Annotated in this window: 14 protein-coding genes; 12 read left to right on the top strand and 2 right to left on the bottom strand. The window is 65.5% G+C overall.

All coding sequences use genetic code 11. The features are described from left to right. Positions 1–7 precede the first annotated feature (7 nt). The 6 genes from ychF (at position 8) to AC06G6_RS14090 (ending at position 8,772) form a co-directional block, all read left to right on the top strand. A complete protein-coding gene (ychF, locus tag AC06G6_RS14115; RefSeq protein ID WP_479823037.1) occupies positions 8–1,093 on the top strand; it encodes a redox-regulated ATPase YchF in 1,086 nt (361 codons plus the stop codon). A 169-nt stretch (positions 1,094–1,262) separates the two neighbouring features. Then, the gene (locus tag AC06G6_RS14110; RefSeq protein WP_479823035.1) at positions 1,263–1,916 is read left to right on the top strand and encodes an SDR family NAD(P)-dependent oxidoreductase; all 654 of its coding nucleotides are present in this window, start codon (positions 1,263–1,265) and stop codon (positions 1,914–1,916) included. Positions 1,917–2,189: 273 nt separating this feature from the next. Next, positions 2,190–3,806: a cryptochrome/photolyase family protein gene (locus AC06G6_RS14105; RefSeq protein WP_479823033.1), complete on the top strand. Its 1,617-nt coding sequence runs from the start codon at positions 2,190–2,192 to the stop codon at positions 3,804–3,806. A 369-nt stretch (positions 3,807–4,175) separates the two neighbouring features. After that, positions 4,176–5,957 (top strand): ABC transporter family substrate-binding protein, encoded by a 1,782-nt coding sequence (locus AC06G6_RS14100; protein ID WP_479823031.1) that lies wholly within the window; start codon positions 4,176–4,178, stop codon positions 5,955–5,957. Positions 5,958–6,136: 179 nt separating this feature from the next. Continuing rightward, complete coding sequence (locus AC06G6_RS14095) at positions 6,137–7,678, top strand: ABC transporter permease (RefSeq protein ID WP_479823029.1); 1,542 nt, start codon at positions 6,137–6,139, stop codon at positions 7,676–7,678. Beyond that, complete coding sequence (locus tag AC06G6_RS14090; protein WP_479823026.1) at positions 7,675–8,772, top strand: ABC transporter permease; 1,098 nt, start codon at positions 7,675–7,677, stop codon at positions 8,770–8,772. The genes AC06G6_RS14095 and AC06G6_RS14090 overlap by 4 nt, the downstream gene beginning before the upstream one ends. Before the next feature lie 33 nt (positions 8,773–8,805). On the opposite strand, the gene AC06G6_RS14085 is transcribed toward AC06G6_RS14090, so the two are convergent. Continuing rightward, positions 8,806–9,435 carry a PH domain-containing protein gene (locus AC06G6_RS14085; RefSeq protein WP_479823024.1) on the bottom strand — a complete coding sequence of 210 codons (630 nt, stop codon included), beginning with the start codon at positions 9,433–9,435 and terminating at the stop codon, positions 8,806–8,808. Between the two features lie 79 nt (positions 9,436–9,514). Here AC06G6_RS14085 and AC06G6_RS14080 point away from each other — a divergent pair, with 79 nt between their 5' ends. The 6 genes from AC06G6_RS14080 (at position 9,515) to AC06G6_RS14055 (ending at position 17,667) form a co-directional block, all read left to right on the top strand. Then, positions 9,515–11,344 carry an ABC transporter ATP-binding protein gene (locus tag AC06G6_RS14080; RefSeq protein ID WP_479823021.1) on the top strand — a complete coding sequence of 610 codons (1,830 nt, stop codon included), beginning with the start codon at positions 9,515–9,517 and terminating at the stop codon, positions 11,342–11,344. A 251-nt stretch (positions 11,345–11,595) separates the two neighbouring features. After that, complete coding sequence (locus tag AC06G6_RS14075; protein ID WP_479823019.1) at positions 11,596–13,281, top strand: peptide ABC transporter substrate-binding protein; 1,686 nt, start codon at positions 11,596–11,598, stop codon at positions 13,279–13,281. Between the two features lie 139 nt (positions 13,282–13,420). Then, the gene (locus AC06G6_RS14070) at positions 13,421–14,350 is read left to right on the top strand and encodes an ABC transporter permease (protein ID WP_307460229.1); all 930 of its coding nucleotides are present in this window, start codon (positions 13,421–13,423) and stop codon (positions 14,348–14,350) included. Next, positions 14,340–15,290: an ABC transporter permease gene (locus AC06G6_RS14065; RefSeq protein WP_479823017.1), complete on the top strand. Its 951-nt coding sequence runs from the start codon at positions 14,340–14,342 to the stop codon at positions 15,288–15,290. Before AC06G6_RS14070 ends, AC06G6_RS14065 begins: the two co-directional genes overlap by 11 nt. A gap of 11 nt (positions 15,291–15,301) precedes the next feature. Continuing rightward, positions 15,302–17,020: an ABC transporter ATP-binding protein gene (locus AC06G6_RS14060; RefSeq protein ID WP_479823015.1), complete on the top strand. Its 1,719-nt coding sequence runs from the start codon at positions 15,302–15,304 to the stop codon at positions 17,018–17,020. A gap of 230 nt (positions 17,021–17,250) precedes the next feature. Further along, on the top strand, positions 17,251–17,667 hold the full coding sequence (locus AC06G6_RS14055) for a hypothetical protein (protein ID WP_479823013.1): 417 nt from the start codon (positions 17,251–17,253) through the stop codon (positions 17,665–17,667). A 72-nt stretch (positions 17,668–17,739) separates the two neighbouring features. Here the strand turns inward: AC06G6_RS14055 and AC06G6_RS14050 are convergent, their stop codons facing one another. Then, complete coding sequence (locus AC06G6_RS14050; protein ID WP_479823011.1) at positions 17,740–18,699, bottom strand: SGNH/GDSL hydrolase family protein; 960 nt, start codon at positions 18,697–18,699, stop codon at positions 17,740–17,742. Positions 18,700–18,755: the final 56 nt, after the last annotated feature.

Raw genomic sequence — 18,755 nt, 5'->3', positions numbered from 1 at the left:
AGTACTCGTGGCTCTTACTATTGGCATCGTCGGACTGCCCAACGTCGGCAAATCAACTCTTTTCAACGCACTGACCCGCAACCAGGTGCTCGCAGCGAACTACCCGTTCGCCACGATCGAGCCGAACGTCGGTGTGGTCAACCTGCCGGACCCGCGGCTGGCCAAGCTGGCCGCCGTTTTCGGATCGGCGCGCCTGCTGCCCGCCCCGGTGTCCTTCGTCGACATCGCCGGCATCGTCAAGGGTGCATCGGAGGGCGAAGGACTGGGCAACAAGTTCCTCGCCAACATCCGCGAGGCCGAGGCCATCGCCCAGGTTGTCCGCGTGTTCGATGACCCCGACGTCATCCACGTCGACGGCAAGGTGGATCCCCGCTCGGACATGGAGATCATCAACACCGAGCTGATCCTGGCCGACCTTCAGACCATTGAAAACGCGATTCCCCGGATCGAAAAAGAAGTCAAGATCAAGAAGCGGGATGCGGCGGAGCTGACCGCGATCAAGGCCGCCCAGGCCGTCCTCGAACGCGGCGACACCATTTTCGCTTCGGTCAAACGCGACAAGCTGGAGATGGAGCACCTCCGGGAGCTCAGCCTCCTGACGGCCAAGCCCATCATCTACGTCTTCAACGCGGACGAGGGCATCCTGGGCAGCCCCGAGAAGCAGGAAGAACTGCGCGCCATGGTGGCCCCGGCAGACGCCATCTTCCTCGACGCCAAGCTCGAATCGGACCTCGTCGAACTGGACGAGGAAGAGGCCCGCGAAATGCTGGAGATGAACGGCCAGGACGAATCCGGCCTGGACCAGCTGGCCCGCGTCGGCTTCCACACCCTCGGGCTGCAGACCTACCTGACCGCAGGCCCCAAGGAAACCCGGGCGTGGACCATCCACCAGGGCGACACGGCCCCGCAGGCGGCCGGCGTCATCCACTCCGATTTCCAGCGCGGTTTCATCAAGGCCGAGGTCGTCTCCTTCGACGACCTCATCGAGGCCGGGTCCATGGCGGAGGCGAAGTCCCGCGGCAAGGTGCGGATCGAAGGCAAGGAATACGTCATGGTCGACGGCGACGTCGTGGAGTTCCGGTTTAACGTGTAGTCCACTGAATTTGAGACGGCCCCGTCTGCTTCCGCAGATGGGGCCGTCTCTGTTGGTGCGATCGGAGCAGCCGTGGGTTCTGGGTGCCGATGGTGTAATAGCCGGGTGTGCGGTGTCAGGAAACCGACCCGTGCTGGGCCACCTGCAGCACGTGACCTAGGATCTACCCATGACGACTCTTCAGGGTGCGGTTGTTCTGGTAGTCGGCGCCACCGGCGGACTCGGTTCGCGCATCGCCGCTCAGCTGGAGAGTGCCGGCGCCATCGTCGCCCGGTCGTCAAAGTCTGCTGGGCACGATCTGCGCGCACCCTCCGTGATCCAGGAGGTGCTGGGTGACACGAATGCGCAGTACGGACGTCTCGACGGGCTAGTGGTTGCGTCCGGGGTCGTCGCCTTCGGCGCCGCATCAGACCTTGAACCCGCCACGGTGGACGAACTGTTCGCTGTGAACACGACCTGTCCGATCCAGCTCATTACCCGGAGCCAGCCCTACCTCGCGGCCTCGGCACGTGAGGGCCGGGAGCCTTTTGTGGTCACACTGAGCGGCGTTGTCGCCGAGGCACCCGTCGCCGGTCTGGCGGCATACTCGGCGTCGAAGGCCGGGCTCGCGGCTTTCGTTGTCGCAGCGGCGCGCGAGTATCGCCGCGCGGGCATCCGAATCGTGGACGCCCGCCCGGGCCACACTGGTACCGCGCTGTCCGAGCATCCGATCGCCGGGTCAGCACCGCGATTCGGAGCGGGGCTGGATCCAGACCTGGTTGCAGCGCGGATTATCACCGCGATCGTCGATGGCGAGAAGGATCTGCCCAGCACCGCCTTCTAGGCTCGGCCAACGTCCTGCAATTGGGCGCTGACGAAGCTAATGGATCCCGCTTCAGACGTTCATCGGCATGGCCCGTGGGCATCAGCCGCAGTGCTTGAGCAGATCGTGTTGCGAGCAGAGTTCAGGTCGACCGTGCACACCGCTTCATAGCGCTGAGGTGCCGTCCCGGAGTTCCGCTTCAACGTCCAGTGCGCGGGCGTTCGGAGCGCGGCCGGCGGCCGCGCCGATGAGCGCGATGCTGAGGGCCCGGGGCGGCCCCTCTATCGTTGGGATATGAATTCCGGCCCGTGTGTGCGCCTCGTTTTGCCGCATCAGCTCTTCGACCAGCATCTCGAAGCGGCTGGCGACACCGTGTTCGTGCTGATCGAGCATGACCTTCTCTTTCGCCAGTACGCGTTCCATTCCCACAAGCTGGTCCTGCATCGCGCATCGTTATCCCGCTTCGCCCGCCGCCTGAGCGGGCACGGTTATGAGGTGGAAGTCCTCAGCAGCGATGCCGGCCGCAGCTCCCACGATCAGCTCGCCGAGTTCGTCCGGAGCCGCAAGCCGGTGCAGGTGACCTGGTTCGACGTGGTCGATGACTGGCTGGAGCAGGATCTGTTCGCGGGGCTCGCCAAGGGCGGATACCAGATGCGCCAGGAAGACGTGCTGGAGACACCGAACTTCCTCACTGGCCGGCAGGAGATCGATGACTGGTTTTCACACAATGACTCCCGCATGCAGGACTTCTACGTGTGGCAACGCCGCCGTCTCAATGTCCTGCTCGACGACGACGGGGAACCTCGCGGCGGGAAGTGGTCCTTCGATACCGAAAACCGCAAGAAGCTTCCCCGCGGGTACACTCCCCATGTTGTCGGACGTTTCGCGCGCCATCCCGTCCTGCAGCGCGAGGGAACCTTCGATCTCGAATCGTTGATGGGGGACGCTGACCGGGTTGCCGACAAGGTGCCTCGCGAGGTCGACCTCGCGATCGCCTGGGTCAAAGCGGAGTTCCCGGACGCTCCGGGTGACCCCCATCTGTTTGCCTGGCCCACGAGCGGCGAGGAAGCCCGGGAGCATCTGCAGGAGTTCGTCCGCGATCGCCTGAACGACTTCGGACCCTACGAGGACGCGATCTCCGCCGCGCATCCGTTCATCGCCCACGGTCTGCTGGCTGCCGCACTGAACATCGGGCTGCTGGACCCGCGGGACGTCGTACGGACGGTACTCGACAGTGCTGATCACAATACTCCGCTGGCCTCCGTAGAGGGGTTCGTGCGGCAGGTGATTGGCTGGCGGGAATATATGCGCGCCACGTACCGAACAAGCGCCCGCCAAATGCGTACCTCCAACCGGCTCGACCACCGGCACGCACTCGGGGACGGCTGGTGGGACGCGACCACCGGATTGGCCCCCGTGGACCTGGTCATCTCCCGTGTGCTCGCCACCGGGTATGCCCACCACATCGAGCGGCTGATGGTGCTCGGCAATGCTATGTCGCTGCTGCGGATCCACCCCGACCGGGTCTACGAATGGTTCATGGCGCTGTTCATTGACGCATACGACTGGGTGATGGTCCCCAATGTCTACGCCATGAGCCAGTTCGCTGCGGGGGAGCAGATCACCACAAAGCCGTATGTGTCGGGCAGCAATTACCTGCGGAAGATGTCAGACCTGCCTTCCGGGCCGTGGATGTCTCATTGGGATGGTCTGTACTGGACGTATATCGACGACCACCGCGCGGTCCTGGGCGCAAACCCGCGCATGCGAATGGTCATCTCCCAGCTTGAAAACATGGACCCGAACACGCGGGATGACCATCGACGCCGCGCGGGGGCGCTTCTCGATGTCGGTCACGAAACGAGACTGCTGAGGACGACGCCGAGGCCCGCGAAGTCCCGTGAACCGTGAACGTGGTCAAGCCGGTGATGCGATGCCGTTCCGTTCCGCATGTGAGGGATTGATGAATTCATCAAGTAATGGGAGATTAACTCGGAAGGCGCCTAGGTAAGAATCGGGGCTTTTCCTGTGCCCGGGAACATTAGCGCCGGGCTTGCGGGACGTCAATAGACCGTGATGAATTCGACCCGGGAATCGCTGCCCAATGTTGCAGCTCTGTAACGAACTTTACAGTCGGTCAACTTTCATCGCCCGGCGCGGAATTTCGGGTTTACGCTACATCCCATGTGAGACGGACCACACTGCCGCTGGGGGAGTGTGGACGTCTGCCCGGTGCCTACGGCCTCGGTCTCAACCACACCACAGAAACAAGGAGGCGGAATGCGCTTCGGTCGTATTTCCAAAGCAGTGGGCGTGGCAGCAGCAGCTGCCCTGGCCCTCAGCGCCTGCGCAGGCAACAGCGGCGGGACAACCCCGACCACTGCTGCGGCAGCAAGCAAATCAGGCGGATCTGCAACAGTCGTGGAGGTGAACGCCTTCAACACGTTCAACCCCAACACGGCTGATGGCAACACAGACATCAACTCGAAGATCAGCTACGCCACCCACTCGGGCTTCTTCTACATCGACAACAAACTGAACGTTGTCCGCAACGAGAAGTTCGGCAAGATGGAAAAGGTCTCGGACGACCCGCTGACGGTGAAGTACACCATCAACGACGGCGTGAAGTGGTCCGACGGCACGCCCGTGACCACTGCCGACCTTCTGTTGCAGTGGGCCGCGTTCTCCGGCTACTACAATGATGCCGACGCCGAGGCGAAGACCGGAACGTCCTACTTCTCCTACGCCGGCGACCCCACCGGTATCGCCCTCTCGGACTTCCCGGAGCTCAGTGACGACGGCAAGTCCATGACGGTCAAGTACTCCAAGCCGTTCTCGGATTGGGAAATCGCGCTGGGCGGCCCCGGCATCGATATCCCGGCCCACGTTCTCGCCAAGAAGGCAGGCCTGGCGGACGCTAAGGCCTTCGTTGACCTGGTCAAGGGCATGCCGCGCGGCGACTCGGCGGCCCCGCAGCCGGCCAACGCGCAGCTCCAGGCCATGGCGGAGATGTGGAACACCGGCTTCGACTCCAAGACCCTGCCGGCAGACCCGAGCCTCTACCTCTCCAACGGCCCGTACATCGTCAAGGGCGTCAACCAGGACCAGTCCCTGACCATGGTCAAGAACAAGGACTACACCTGGGGTCCGGAAGCCAAGCTGGACGAAATCACCGTCCGCTACATCGGTTCCGCGCCCGCCCAGGTGCAGGCGCTCAAGAACGGCGAAGCGGACATCATCGCACCGCAGGCTTCGGCTGACACGGTGGAGCAGCTCAAGGCCCTCGAAAGCCAGGGCGTCACGGTCGAGGTCGGAAACCAGCTTTCCTACGACCACATCGACCTCAACTTCAGCGGCGTCTTTGCCGAGAAGAATGTCCGCGAAGCGTTCATGAAGAGCGTCCCGCGCAAGGACATCGTCGACAAGATCGTCAAGAAGCTGGACCCCGAGGCGAAGCCGCTTGACTCTCAGCTGTTCGTGCCGGACCAGGCCCTCTACACCGAGTCCGTCAAGGCCAACGGCTCGTCCGCCTACCAGGATGTCGACATCGAAGGTGCAAAGTCGCTCCTCGCCGGTGCCACCCCTGAAGTCCGCATCATGTACAACAAGGACAACCCCAACCGTGCGGACATGTTCGCACTGATCAGCGAGTCCGCCACCAAGGCAGGCTTCAAGATCGTCGACGGCGGCCTCGGTAAGTCGGACTGGGGCAAGGCCCTCGGCGACGGCAGCTACGATGCCACCATCTTCGGCTGGATCAACTCGGGTGTCGGCGTCTCGGGCGTCCCGCAGATCTTCAAGACGGGTAACGACTCCAACTTCAACCAGTTCAGCGATCCGGAAGCCGACAAGCTGATGGACGAACTGATTGTCACCACCGACAAGACCAAGCAGGATGAGCTGATCAAGCAGATCGACCAGAAGATCTGGGCCTCCTCCTACGGCCTCCCGATCTTCCAGGCAGTTGGCGTGGACGCGTACAGCGACCGCATCACCGGCGTGAAGTACATGCCGAACCAGACCGGTGTCTGGTGGAACTTCTGGGAGTGGGCACAGAAGTAGCCGACGCCGCAAGTGATACTTGCTAGCTAAAGGCGTCGGAACCGGGCATTCTGGTTCCGACGCCTTTCTAGCGACACCCCCTAACGATGGCGGGCCCTAGCCCGTCATCCGCGGGGAAAAGGCCAAACTCTGCGACCGGTCCGGGCAACCCCTGGCCCCGAATACCGAGGTTCTTTCCCATGGTGACCTATATAGTCCGGCGGCTCATCACTGCCGCCCTCATACTTCTCGGCGCATCCTTCCTGGTGTATCTCCTGACAGCGGCGTCAGGCGATCCCCTGGAGGAATTCCGTGCCAGCAGCGCCCCCAACAAACAGCAACTCATGGACGCACGCACCGAGCTGCTGCAGCTGGACACACCGGCCCCCATCCGGTATTTCCACTGGCTCGGCGGTGCGGCACAGTGCCTCATCCCCTTCGCCAACTCCTGCGACCTGGGCAAGAACATCGCGGGCCAGCCCATCACCGATGCCCTCGGACACGCACTGGTGCAGACCCTGACCCTGGTCACCGGGGCCACCGTGCTGGCGATCCTGATCGGCATCACGCTGGGCATCATCACGGCCCTGCGCCAGTACAGCACGCTGGACTACGGCGTAACGTTCATGGCCTTCCTGTTTTTCTCCCTCCCGATCTTCTGGGTCGCGGTGCTCCTGAAGGAGTACGGCGCCATCGGGTTCAACAACTTCCTCCGGAATCCCGAGATACCGATCCCGGCAGCCCTCGCCATCGGCGCCGTCATCGGCGTCCTGACGGCCGTGACCGTCGGCGGCGAGATGAAACGCCGGCTGCTCATCGGCGGCGTCGCTTTCCTGTTCGCGGCCGCCGTGCTGATGTACTTCTCCGCCACCGAGTGGTTCAAAACCCCGGGGCTGGGCCCGGTGGTCATCGCGATTGCCGGCGTCGGCATTGCGTTCGCCGTGACCCTGCTGTCGGCGGGGCTCAAGAACCGCAAGGCGCTGCAGTCAGCGCTGATCGCCGTCGGCGTCGGACTGGTCGTCTACTTCCTCATCCAGCCGCTGCTCAACGAGGCAACCATCCTGATGATCGTGCTCCTCGCGGTCGCGGCGGTCCTGGTCGGGCTGGGCATCGGCTTCCTGATGGGCGGCTACGACCGCGGGCAGTCCATGCGGGCCGCCGCGCTCACCTCGTTCCTGGTCGGATTCCTGATCCTGCTGGACCGCTACATGCAGGCGTGGCCCACATACTTCAACAACAGCCGGGTGCGGGGCCGCCCCATCGCCACCATCGGTGCCAGCACCCCGAACATTGAGGGCGATTTCTGGATCATGAGCCTGGACTCCTTCACGCACCTGATCCTGCCCACCATGGCACTGATCCTGATCTCGCTGGCGGGCTACACCCGCTTCACCCGGGCCTCGATGCTGGAAATCATGAACATGGACTACATCAGGACCGCCCGGGCCAAGGGCTTGTCCGAACGGACCGTCGTCATGCGCCACGCCTTCCGCAACGCGCTGATCCCGATCGCCACCATTGTGGCCTTCGACATCGGCGGGCTGATCGGCGGCGCCGTCATCACCGAAACGGTGTTCTCGGTCCGGGGGATGGGCTTCCTGTTCCTGGACGGCATCTCGCACGTCGACCCCAACCCTGTGATGGGCGTCTTCCTTTGTGTCGCCATCACAGCCATGGGTTTCAACCTCATTGCGGACCTCGCGTACTCCGCACTTGATCCGCGCGTAAGGGTAAAAGCATGAGCCAGCCAAGTCAGCAGGACGAAATCATGGCCGAGGACGCCGGGCTGCCGGCGGCCGGGGTCGAGCCCATCCTCGAAGCCAAGGGCCTGAGCCAGGGGCAGATCGTCCGGAAACGGTTCCTGGGCCACTCCGGCGCCATCGTCGGTCTCGTCGTGTTCGCCATCATCTTTGTCACGGCCTTCACCTCCGTCGGCTACTGGGGCATCCCCGGCTGGTGGAAGTACACCCACGACCAGGTCACCCCCCTGGTCAACGACGGCGTGCCCACCGCCTCGCTGTGGCCGCTGGCCTGGGGCGACCACCCCTTCGGCCAGGACCGGATCGGCCGCGACCTGTTCGCCATGACCATGCGCGGCGCCCAGCAGTCCATCACCGTCATGCTGGTGATCGGACTCATCGCCGGCCTGATCGGCGTCGTGGTCGGGGCCCTGTCCGGCTACTTCCGCGGCTGGACGGAAGCGATCCTGATGCGCCTCACCGACGTCATCATCATCATTCCGGCGCTGCTGCTCGCGGCCGTGATGGCACAGATGGCCGGCCGGCGGGACTCCGGCAGCTGGTTCGCCTCGTTTGCCAGCAGCAACGGCATCCTCGCGCTGGGCATTTTCCTGGGCCTGATCACCTGGGTGGGACTCGCCCGCCTGATGCGCGGGGAATTCCTCTCGCTGCGCGAACGCGAGTTCGTTGACGCTGCCCGGATTTCCGGGGCCAGCAACGCCAGGATCATCTTCAAACACATCCTGCCCAACGCCATCGGGGTGCTGATCGTGAACATCACGCTGACCATGTCCGCCGCGATCCTTACCGAGACCGCGCTGAGCTACCTCGGCGTCGGCGTCAAGGCTCCGGACACGTCGCTCGGGCTGCTCATTTCGCAGAACCAGGAGGCATTCGCCACCCGGCCGTGGCTGTTCTGGTTCCCTGGCCTGTTCATCGTGCTGATCTGCCTGAGCATCAACTTCATCGGTGACGGCCTGCGGGACGCGTTCGACCCGCGCCAGAAGAAGTTCAACGCCAAGAAGGCCAAGGACCACGGCAAGCATCCCCTCGAGGCGACACCCGTCACCGCGTTCGACGGAACCAAGGACGACTAGATGCCGGCCTCCCGTAGTGCCCGCACGGATGAGCTACTGCGCGGCAATGCTCCAGTAGCTGGCCGCGAGCAACAGCACGACGACGGCGGCCGCCGCCCAGCGGTAGGTTACTTTGACCGGTGTGGTGGCGGCATCGCCGGCGGCCAGTTCGCCGCTTTCCACCAGTTCATGCCAGCGCTCCCGCACCAGCCGGGCCGCCTGGCCGGAGTCCGTGGACTTCAGGTCCCCGGGCCGCACGGACTGGCCGGGACCGTACGTGGTGGCCGGCAGGCCGCGGAGGTCCTCCGGGCGGGCATTGCGCCCGCCCCAGATGCCCGGCGCCGGTGCGGCCCAGGCCACGTAGCTCTTGCGGGCCGTGACCAGGGTGAGGGCGAACCGGGTGTCGACATGCACCAGGGCTTCCCAGGGCACCAGGACCGACCGGAACGGGTTCTCCAGGGTGACCCCGCCGTCGTGCACGACCACGGCGGGCATCCAGAACAGTTGCCAGCCCAGGAACGCGACCAGCAGCAGCGGTGCCGTGCCGGCCAGCGCCGCCGGTCCGGCGGTGATCCCCGTGACGGCGATGCCGAGAGCGGCGACCGCCCAGCACAGCCAGGCGAACCAGGCGTTCGTTCGGGCCTTGAAGATTTCAACGGTACCGGCATGCGGCGCAGAGCTCATGCCCCCAATAATTCAGTATTCCGAGCCGCAGCACTAATCCCCGGTGGACCGGCGGCCCGGGTGGAAGGAAAGCCCCATCATGACTGACTTCATCACGCTCGATCCGGCCGTCACCCCGGCTCCGGGCAGGAGCGAACCCGTACTGGAGGTCCGCGACCTCAGCGTCGACTTCGGCGTGGACAAAAAGTGGGTGCCTGCCGCCATCGGCCTGAACTATGAGGTGCGCGCCGGTGAGGTGCTCGCGATCGTGGGGGAGTCCGGCTCCGGCAAGAGTGCCAGCTCGATGGCCCTTCTGGGTCTGCTGCCGAGCAACAGCCGGGTATCCGGGAGCGTCAGGCTCGCCGGAAAGGAGCTGCTGGGGACGGACGAGGCGAACATCCGGGCCGTCCGCGGCAAGGAAGTGGCCGTGATCTTCCAGGAGCCCATGACCGCCTTGAACCCCGTCTACACCGTGGGCGCCCAGATCGTGGAGACCGTCCGGCTGCACAGCGAGGTCTCGCCCGACGAGGCCCGGCTGCGCGCCCTGCGCATGCTCGAGCTCGTGGAGCTGCCGGACCCGGAGAAGGCCTTCCGGTCCTACCCCCACCAGCTCTCCGGCGGCCAGCGGCAGCGTGCCATGATCGCCCAGTCGCTGTCCTGCGATCCCAAGCTCCTGATCGCCGATGAGCCCACCACGGCCCTCGACGTGACAGTCCAGGCCGAAATCCTGGACCTCATGCGCAACCTCCGGAACAAGCTGGACAGCGCGATCGTCCTGATCACCCACGACATGGGCGTCGTCGCCGACCTGGCGGACCGGATCGCCGTGATGCGCCGCGGCGTCATCGTGGAAACAGGGACCGCCGCCGAGATCTTCCACAACCCCCAGCACGAATACACCAAGGCCCTCCTGGCCGCCGTTCCGCACCTCGGCCAGGGCGGCTCCAATACCGCTGCGGAGGTGGATGTCACGGCAGCCCTCGCCGCCGCCACGCACGCCGAACTCACCTCCATCCCGGAGGAGCAGCTGCTCCGGCGCGAGCGTGAAAACGCCGCGGCCCTGGCCGCCGCGGCAGCGGCCAAGCCGCAGGGAGATCCGGTGCTGGAGCTCACGGACGTCGCGATCGAGTACCCCAAGCAGGGGCGCGTGCCCGCCTTCCGCGCCGTCGAGGGCGCCAACCTGGTGATCTACCCGGGCCAGGTTGTCGGGCTGGTGGGGGAGTCCGGGTCCGGCAAGACCACCATCGGCCGCGCCGCCGTCGGGCTGCTGCCGGTCGCGGCCGGCACCATGAAGGTCGTCGGGCAGGACATTTCCACCGCCAAGAGGAACGGCCGGCAGCTGCATGAGATGCGCCGCCACGTGGGCATGGTGTTCCAGGACCCGTCGTCGTCGCTGAACCCAAGGCTTCCGATCGGCGAGAGCATCGGTGAGCCGATGTTCCTGGCCGGGGTGGCGAAAGGCGCCGAGCTGCAGCAGCGCATCGAGGCGCTGCTGGACCAGGTGGAGCTCCCGCGAAATTACCGCAACCGGTACCCGCACGAGCTCTCGGGCGGGCAGAAGCAGCGGGTGGGCATCGCCCGGGCGCTCTCGCTGAAGCCGAAGCTGATGGTCGCCGATGAGCCCACTTCGGCCCTGGACGTGTCCGTGCAGGCCAAGGTGCTCGACCTGTTCCAGAACCTGCAGAAGGAACTCGGCTTTGCCTGCCTCTTCGTCACCCACGACCTCGCCGTCGTCGACGTGCTGGCGGACCGGATCTGCGTGATGCAGCGCGGGCGCATCGTCGAGCAGGGAACCCGGGACCAGATCCTGCGCAACCCGCAGGAGCCCTACACCCAGCGTCTCCTGGCCGCCGTGCCGCTGCCGGACCCGGAAAAGCAGCGGGAGCGCCGCGAGCTGCGGGCCCAGCTTTTGGCCGCCGGACCGAGTTAACCTGCCATAACCGGGAGCGCCCGGCGGCGAATACTACCAGCCGGTAAAGTGTGACGTGAAATACATCGCACTTGACGCCATCGGTCACGCTTTTGTCGGATCACGGTTTGGCAACAGGGTTCCAGTATTTGGACATCCTCAGGTTAGGGTAGTCGTATATGTAGGCCACGTCACAGGGGATACCCCTGTGCCTGCCTGCGGGGAAGCATAAGTTTTTCCCTCACGAACTCCCACAACTCATAGGAGGCGGAATGCGTTTTTCGCGCACTTCCAAAGCACTGGGCATGGTGGCTATCGCCGCTCTCGCCCTGACCGGATGCGGCGCCGGAGGCGGCACCTCAAACGGTGCCAGCCAGGCTGCCGGCGACCCCAACAAGGTCATCACCGCTTACAGCAACGAACCGCAGAACCCCCTGATGCCCGCCAACACCGGCGAGGTCTACGGCGGCCGCGTCGTCGAACTGCTCTTCGAAGGCCTGACCAGCTACGACCCCAGTGGCAAGTCGGTCAACGCCCTGGCCGAGTCCATCGAGTCCCCGGACGGCCAGAACTACACGATCAAGGTCAAGCCGGGCACCAAGTTCACCAACGGCGAGGAAGTCACCGCCAAGAGCTTCGTTGATGCCTGGAACTTTGCCGCGCTGAGCACCAACGCGCAGGGCAACAGCAGCTTCTTTGAATCCGTCGAGGGCTACGACGCCGTCAGCGCCACCACGAAGCAGATGGGGGCCGACGGCAAGGAAACCGAAGTTCCCGCCCCCACCGCCGAGACCCTCTCCGGCCTCGCCCTGAAGGACGATTCCACCATTACGGTCAAGCTGACGCAGCCGGAAGCCGACTGGCCGCTGCGCCTGGGCTACTCGGCCTTCATGCCGCTGCCCGCCGACGCCATCAAGGACCCGAAGGCGTACGGCGAGAACCCGGTCGGCAACGGCCCGTACAAGATGGAGAAGGAAGGCGCCTGGCAGCACGACAGCCAGATCGCCCTGGTCAAGAACCCTGATTACAAGGGCGCCCGCGAAGCCAAAAACGGCGGCGTGACCTTCAAGTTCTACACCGATCCGGCCCCGGCCTACACGGACATCCAGGCCAACAACCTGGACGTCACGGACGTTCTGCCCACGAATGCCCTGAAGACCTACACCACGGACTTCCCGGAGAACAACCTGAACAAGCCGTACGCCGGCAACTCCACCCTGAACATCCCGGGCTACCTGCCCGAGTTCCAGGGCGAGGCGGGCCAGCTGCGCCGCCAGGCTCTCTCCATGGCGATCAACCGCGAGGAGATCACCAAGGTCATCTTCTCCGGCACCCGCATCCCGGCCAAGGACTTCACCTCCCCGGCTGTTGACGGCTACAACGAAAACGTTGCCGGCTCCGAGGTCCTGAAGTTTGATGCCGCGAAGGCGAAGGACCTCTGGACCCAGGCTGACGCGATCAGCCCGTGGCCCGCAGACAAGACGCTGCAGCTCGCGTACAACACCGACGGCGGCAACAAGGAATGGATCGACGCCGTTGCCAACAACTTCAAGAACAACCTGGGAATCAAGGCCGAAGGCCAGCCGTTCGCCAAGTTCGCTGAAATCCTGAAGCTGCGCACCGCCAAGGAGCTGCCGGGCCTGACCCGCGCCGGCTGGCAGGCCGACTACCCGTCGCTGTACAACTTCCTGGGCCCGCTCCTGAAGACCGGTTCCAGCGCCAACTACGAGGGCTACTCGAACCCTGAGTTCGACAAGCTCCTCAACGAAGGCCTCGGCGCCCAGTCCACGGACGACGCCAACAAGAAGTTCACCCAGGCGCAGGAGATCCTGTTCAAGGACCTCCCCAACCTGCCGCTGTGGTACTCCGCACGCCAGGCTGTCTGGAGCGAGAATGTCAGCAACGTTGACTCCGGCTGGAACGGCGTTCTGCAGTACTGGGCCATCACGGCCAAGTAGTTCCTGAGTTCTGCGGAACTTATTCACACATCACTAAAGCTTTGGGGGTCCGGCCTAGCCGGGCCCCCACATGCTTGAAACCGGCAGGAAGCTGTCCCATGATTCCCCTTCGTTCCACCATCTCACCGGAGGCGCTGCTGTGATCCAGTTCATCCTCCGGCGCCTGCTGCAGGTCATTCCGGTATTCCTCGGAACCACCCTGCTCGTCTACTTCATGGTCTTTGCCCTTCCGGGCGACCCCATCCGCGCCCTCTTCGGCGACCGCCCGCCGAGCGAGGCGGTCATCGCGCAGCTGCGCCAGCAGTACAACCTGGACGAACCCTTCTGGGTCCAGTACGGGCTGTTCCTGAAAAACCTCTTCACCTTCAACCTCGGCGTCGACTTCACCGGCAAGCCGATTGCCGACACCCTGGCACGCGTCTTCCCCGTCACGGCGATGCTCGCGATCGAGGCCCTCATTATCCAGGGCGTCTTCGGCATCGCCTTCGGCCTCGTCGCCGGACTGCGCAAGGGCGGCATCTTCGACAGCACGGTCCTCGTGCTCTCACTCGTCGTGATCGCCATCCCGACCTTCGTGCTCGGCTTCGCGCTGCAGCTGCTCGTCGGGGTCCAACTGGGGTGGGCCAAACCCACGGTCGGCTCGAATGTCACCTGGGGAAGCCTGATCCTCCCGGCGGTGGTGCTTGGCATGGTGTCCTTCGCCTATGTGCTTCGCCTGACGCGCGCGTCCGTCATCGAGAACATGAACGCCGACTACGTCCGCACTGCCACCGCCAAGGGCCTGTCACGCCGCAAGGTCGTGACCACCCACGTCCTGCGCAACTCACTGATCCCCGTGATCACGTACCTCGGCGCGAGCCTGGGCGGCCTGATGGGCGGCGCAATCGTGACCGAAGCCATCTTCAACGTCCCCGGCGTTGGCCAGAAGCTTTACCAGGCCATTCTCCGAAGTGAAGGCCCCACCGTGGTCGCCATTGTGAGCGTCCTGGTGCTGGTCTTCGTTCTCGCCAACCTGTTGGTCGATCTGCTGTACGCCTGGCTTGACCCGAGGATCCGCTATGAAAACTAATCGCACATTCGAGCACTTTGTTGCCCCCGTCGAGGAAACCCCTCTGCTGGCAACGGATGCCGTCAAGGTCGACGAGGCCCCGCTGAGCCTCTGGGCGGATGCCTGGCGAAAGCTCCGCCGTCGTCCGCTCTTCATCATTTCGGCGGTCATGATCGCGCTGATCATCGTGGTGGCCGTCTTCCCGGGGCTCTTCACCCAGGTCGCCCCGGACAACGGCTGCGAGCTGGCGAACTCCAACGGTGCTCCCACCGAAGGACACCCGCTGGGGTTCACCTTCCAGGGCTGCGACATCTACTCGCGCATCATCCACGGCACCCAGGCCTCGCTCATGGTGGGTGTGTTCTCCGTGATCTCCGTGCTGATCATCGGCGTCACCTTCGGCGCCCTGGCCGGCTTCTTCGGCGGCTGGGTGGATACCTTCTTCGCCCGCCTCGGCGACATCTTCTTCGCCCTGCCCATCGTCCTCGGCGCCCTGGTCCTCACCCAGCTGCCGCTGATGCGTGAAAACCGGGGAGTCTGGACCGTGGTCCTTGTCCTCGTGGTGCTTGGCTGGCCGCAAATGGCCCGCATCACCCGCGGCGCCGTCATCGAGGTCCGCAACGCCGACTTCGTGACCGCGGCCCGCTCGCTCGGAGTCTCCCGGCTCGGATCCCTGGTCAGCCATGTGCTCCCGAACGCGCTGGCACCGATCATCGTGCTCGCCACCATGGAACTCGGCGTCTTCATCGTCGCCGAAGCCACGCTCTCGTTCCTGGGAATCGGCATGCCCGGCTCAGTGATGTCCTGGGGCAACGACATCTCCGCCGCGCAGTCCTCCATCCGCACCAACCCGGCTGTGCTGCTCTACCCGGCAACGGCCCTGTCCATCACGGTCCTGAGCTTCATCATGCTGGGCGATGCCCTGCGCGATGCGCTCGATCCGAAGAGCCGTCAGCGATGAAGGAGGCAACCATGACAACGTCCGACGTCACGATTCTCGAGGCCGGAACCCAGGCCGACCGGCCACTGCTGGAAATCCGCGACCTCGCGATTTCCTTCAAGACCGGCAGCGGCGAGGTCCAGGCAGTCCGCAACGCCCATCTGACCATCATGCCCGGCGAAACGGTCGCCATTGTGGGCGAGTCCGGATCCGGCAAGTCCACGACGGCGCTGGCCGCGATCGGTCTACTGCCCGGGAACGGCCGTGTCGCCGGCGGGCAGATCCTGCTCGACGGCGAGGACATCTCGCACGCGTCCGAGAAGCGCATGATCGAACTGCGCGGCAACATCATCGGCATGGTCCCGCAGGACCCGATGTCCAACCTGAACCCGGTCTGGAAGATCGGCGACCAGGTCAGGGAGACGCTGAAGGCCAACGGCCGCCCCAGCGGCCCGGACGACGTCGCCAAGGTCCTGGCGCAGGCCGGGCTGCCGGACGCCGCCCGGCGGGCCAAGCAGTACCCGCACGAGTTCTCCGGCGGCATGCGCCAGCGCGCGCTGATCGCCATCGGCCTGTCCTGCCAGCCGCGCCTGCTCATCGCCGATGAGCCGACGTCGGCCCTGGACGTCACCGTGCAGCGCCAGATCCTGGACCACCTGGAAAAGATGACCTCGGAACTGGGCACCTCCGTGCTGCTCATCACCCACGACCTCGGCCTGGCCGCCGAGCGTGCCGACAAGGTTGTGGTCATGTACCGCGGCAACGTCGTCGAGGCCGGCCCGTCCCTGGAGCTGCTGCAGAACCCGCAGCACCCCTACACCCAGCGGCTGGTGGCCTCGGCGCCGTCGCTGGCGTCACGGCGCATCCAGGTGGCCAAGCAGCTCGGTGTCTCGACGGACGAGCTGCTGACCCCCTCCGGGACCGCCGCCGTCGAACCGGCGATGACCGAAGACGTGCTGCAGATCCAGAACCTGAGCAAGGTCTTCAAACTGCGCTCCGGGTTCGGCAAGTCGACCGACTTCACCGCCGTCGACGACGTCTCCTTCAGCGTCAAGCGCGGCACCACGACCGCGATCGTGGGCGAGTCGGGTTCCGGCAAGTCCACCGTCGCGCAGATGGTGCTGAACCTGCTCGAGCCGACCTCCGGCAAGATCATCTTCGACGGCGTTGACACCTCCGCGCTGAAGAGCAAGGAGATCTTCGCGTTCCGCCGCCGGGTGCAGCCGATCTTCCAGGACCCGTACGGTTCCCTCGATCCGATGTACAACATCTACCGGACCATCGAGGAGCCGCTGCGGGTCCACAAGATCGGGGACAAGGTCAGCCGCGAGAAGAAGGTCCGCGAGCTGCTGGACCAGGTGTCGCTGCCGCAGTCCACCATGCAGCGGTACCCGAACGAGCTCTCCGGCGGCCAGCGCCAGCGCGTGGCGATCGCCCGTGCCCTGGCGCTGGATCCGGAGGTGATCATCTGTGACGAGGCGGTGTCCGCCCTGGACGTCCTGGTCCAGGCGCAGGTGCTGAACCTGCTCGCGGAACTGCAGTCCCGGCTGGGCCTGACCTACCTGTTCATCACCCACGACCTCGCGGTGGTCCGGCAGATCGCCGACCACGTGTGCGTCATGGAGAAGGGCAAGCTGGTGGAGACGGGCTCGACCGACGACGTCTTCGACGCGCCGCGGCAGGACTACACCAAGGCGCTGCTCCATGCCATCCCGGGCGCGCGCCTGATGCTGCCCCCGGAAGTTGCCTGAGCGGGGCCCTTGCTGGGTAATTATGGCCGAGTGAACCCGGCTGAGTGAACCCGGCTGAGTGAACCCGCCAAAGAAACCCGGCTGAACGTACCCAGCTGACATGACGCCGGAGCCGGTGTCCGCCCCGCGGGGCGGGCGCCGGCTCCTGTGTTTCCGGGGCTGCCCGTGGGACCGGCGGAGGGGGACCTGCGGCCCTACACGAAGGGGAGACCCGTCCCTACCATGGCGCCATGGAACTACTACAGGAACCGGGCGCTGAAGAACCGGCGTTGTCTGCCACCACGGTTTTCGCCAGTCTCGCCGAGCTGCGGGACGCCCCGGGCTATAGCCCAAAGGCCATCTCCGGCCGACTCATCAACTCGCTGGGCGCCGATGCTGCCGCGCCCCTGCTCGGTGTCAGTGCGGACGTGCTGGATCGCTGGGCGTCGGGCCAGGAGGCACCGGACACGGCCGGCCGGCTCCACCTTGCGGACCTGGATGCCCTGGTCGGCCACCTCCACGGTGCTTTTACGCCGGCCCAGGCGATCTTCTGGATGTGCAGCCCCAACGTGCAGTTGGGTGCCAGGCCCATCGATGTCTACCGGACGCAGGGATCGGCGCCGGTGATAGGAGCCATCCGGGCCCATGTGCAGGGTGCTTTCGGCTGACCGGGCTCCCCGCGGGCCGCACTCAGCGGTTTGCCCCGGGCTCCGGCTGACCGGGCTCACCGCGGGCCGCACTCAGCGGTTTGCCGCGGGCTCCGCCGGACCGGGGTCTGCCGGCCCGGGCTCTGCCGGACCGGGGTCTGCCAGCCCGGGCTCTGCCGGCCCGGGCGCCGGGGCGCGGAAACCGAAATCGCCCAGCCGCCGGGCCAGCAGCCCGGCCAGGACGGCGTGCCCTTCGGGACCCATGTGGACGCCGTCGGCCATCAGTTTGGTGAGGTTGTGGCGCGTCAGCCAGTCCCCGACGCCCACAAAGGGGATCGCATGCCGGGCCGCCACGGTGCCCAGCAGCGCATCGACCTCGGTGCGGCGGCCGCCGCCGTCGGCGGCGCCGCGGGCGAGGGTCCCGACCATTGCCAGCCGGGCCTCGGGGTAGCGCTGCCGGACGCTGGCGATCAGCCGGTCGGCGTTGGCCGAGATCTGCTGGTCGGTGGCGCCGCGGGAGGCGTCGTTTCCGCCGCCCTCAATGACAACGAGGGGCGGCGATCCGTAGGGCAGCAGCCAGTCGCCGCGCTGCAGGGCGTCGATGTAATTGCCGGTCGTGCCGTTGGAACTGACAAATCCGGTGCCGCCCCGGCCGCAGAAGTGCACCTTGTAGCCCAGGCTGGCCAGTGCTGTCCGGGGCCAGGAAAACGTGGGTTCCGACTGGGAATCGCCTATCAGCACGGCGGTCCGGGCGATGTCCTCCACGACCACCTCGTTGCGGCCGCTGGCGGGATTTCGGTAAATGCTGCCCGCCGGCAGGCTTCCGGGCGCGGTTGTCGCTTCAGTCAGTTTCCTGGTGCCGTTCCAGCCCGCGGCCAGCGGCTCGCCGGCAGCCCCGGCGGGTGCGGGAGCGGTCTGGCCGTAGAGGCCGCCGACCGGGGCCGTGCCGTCGTCGGCGGTGCGGGTGGGGGGTGTCTGCCCGCACCCGGCAACCAGGATGCCTACGGCGATCATCGGTGCGGCCAAGCGGGACAGAGCCGAGGCGTTGCGCATTGATGTCTCCGTGCTGGCTGCTGCTGTCAGAGCAATGATGGGGCATGGGCGGCGGA

Source organism: Arthrobacter sp. CJL-S3, from assembly GCF_056711635.1.
The sequence above is the reverse complement of the archived record's forward strand: the minus strand, read 5'-3'. Positions and strand labels throughout refer to the sequence as shown.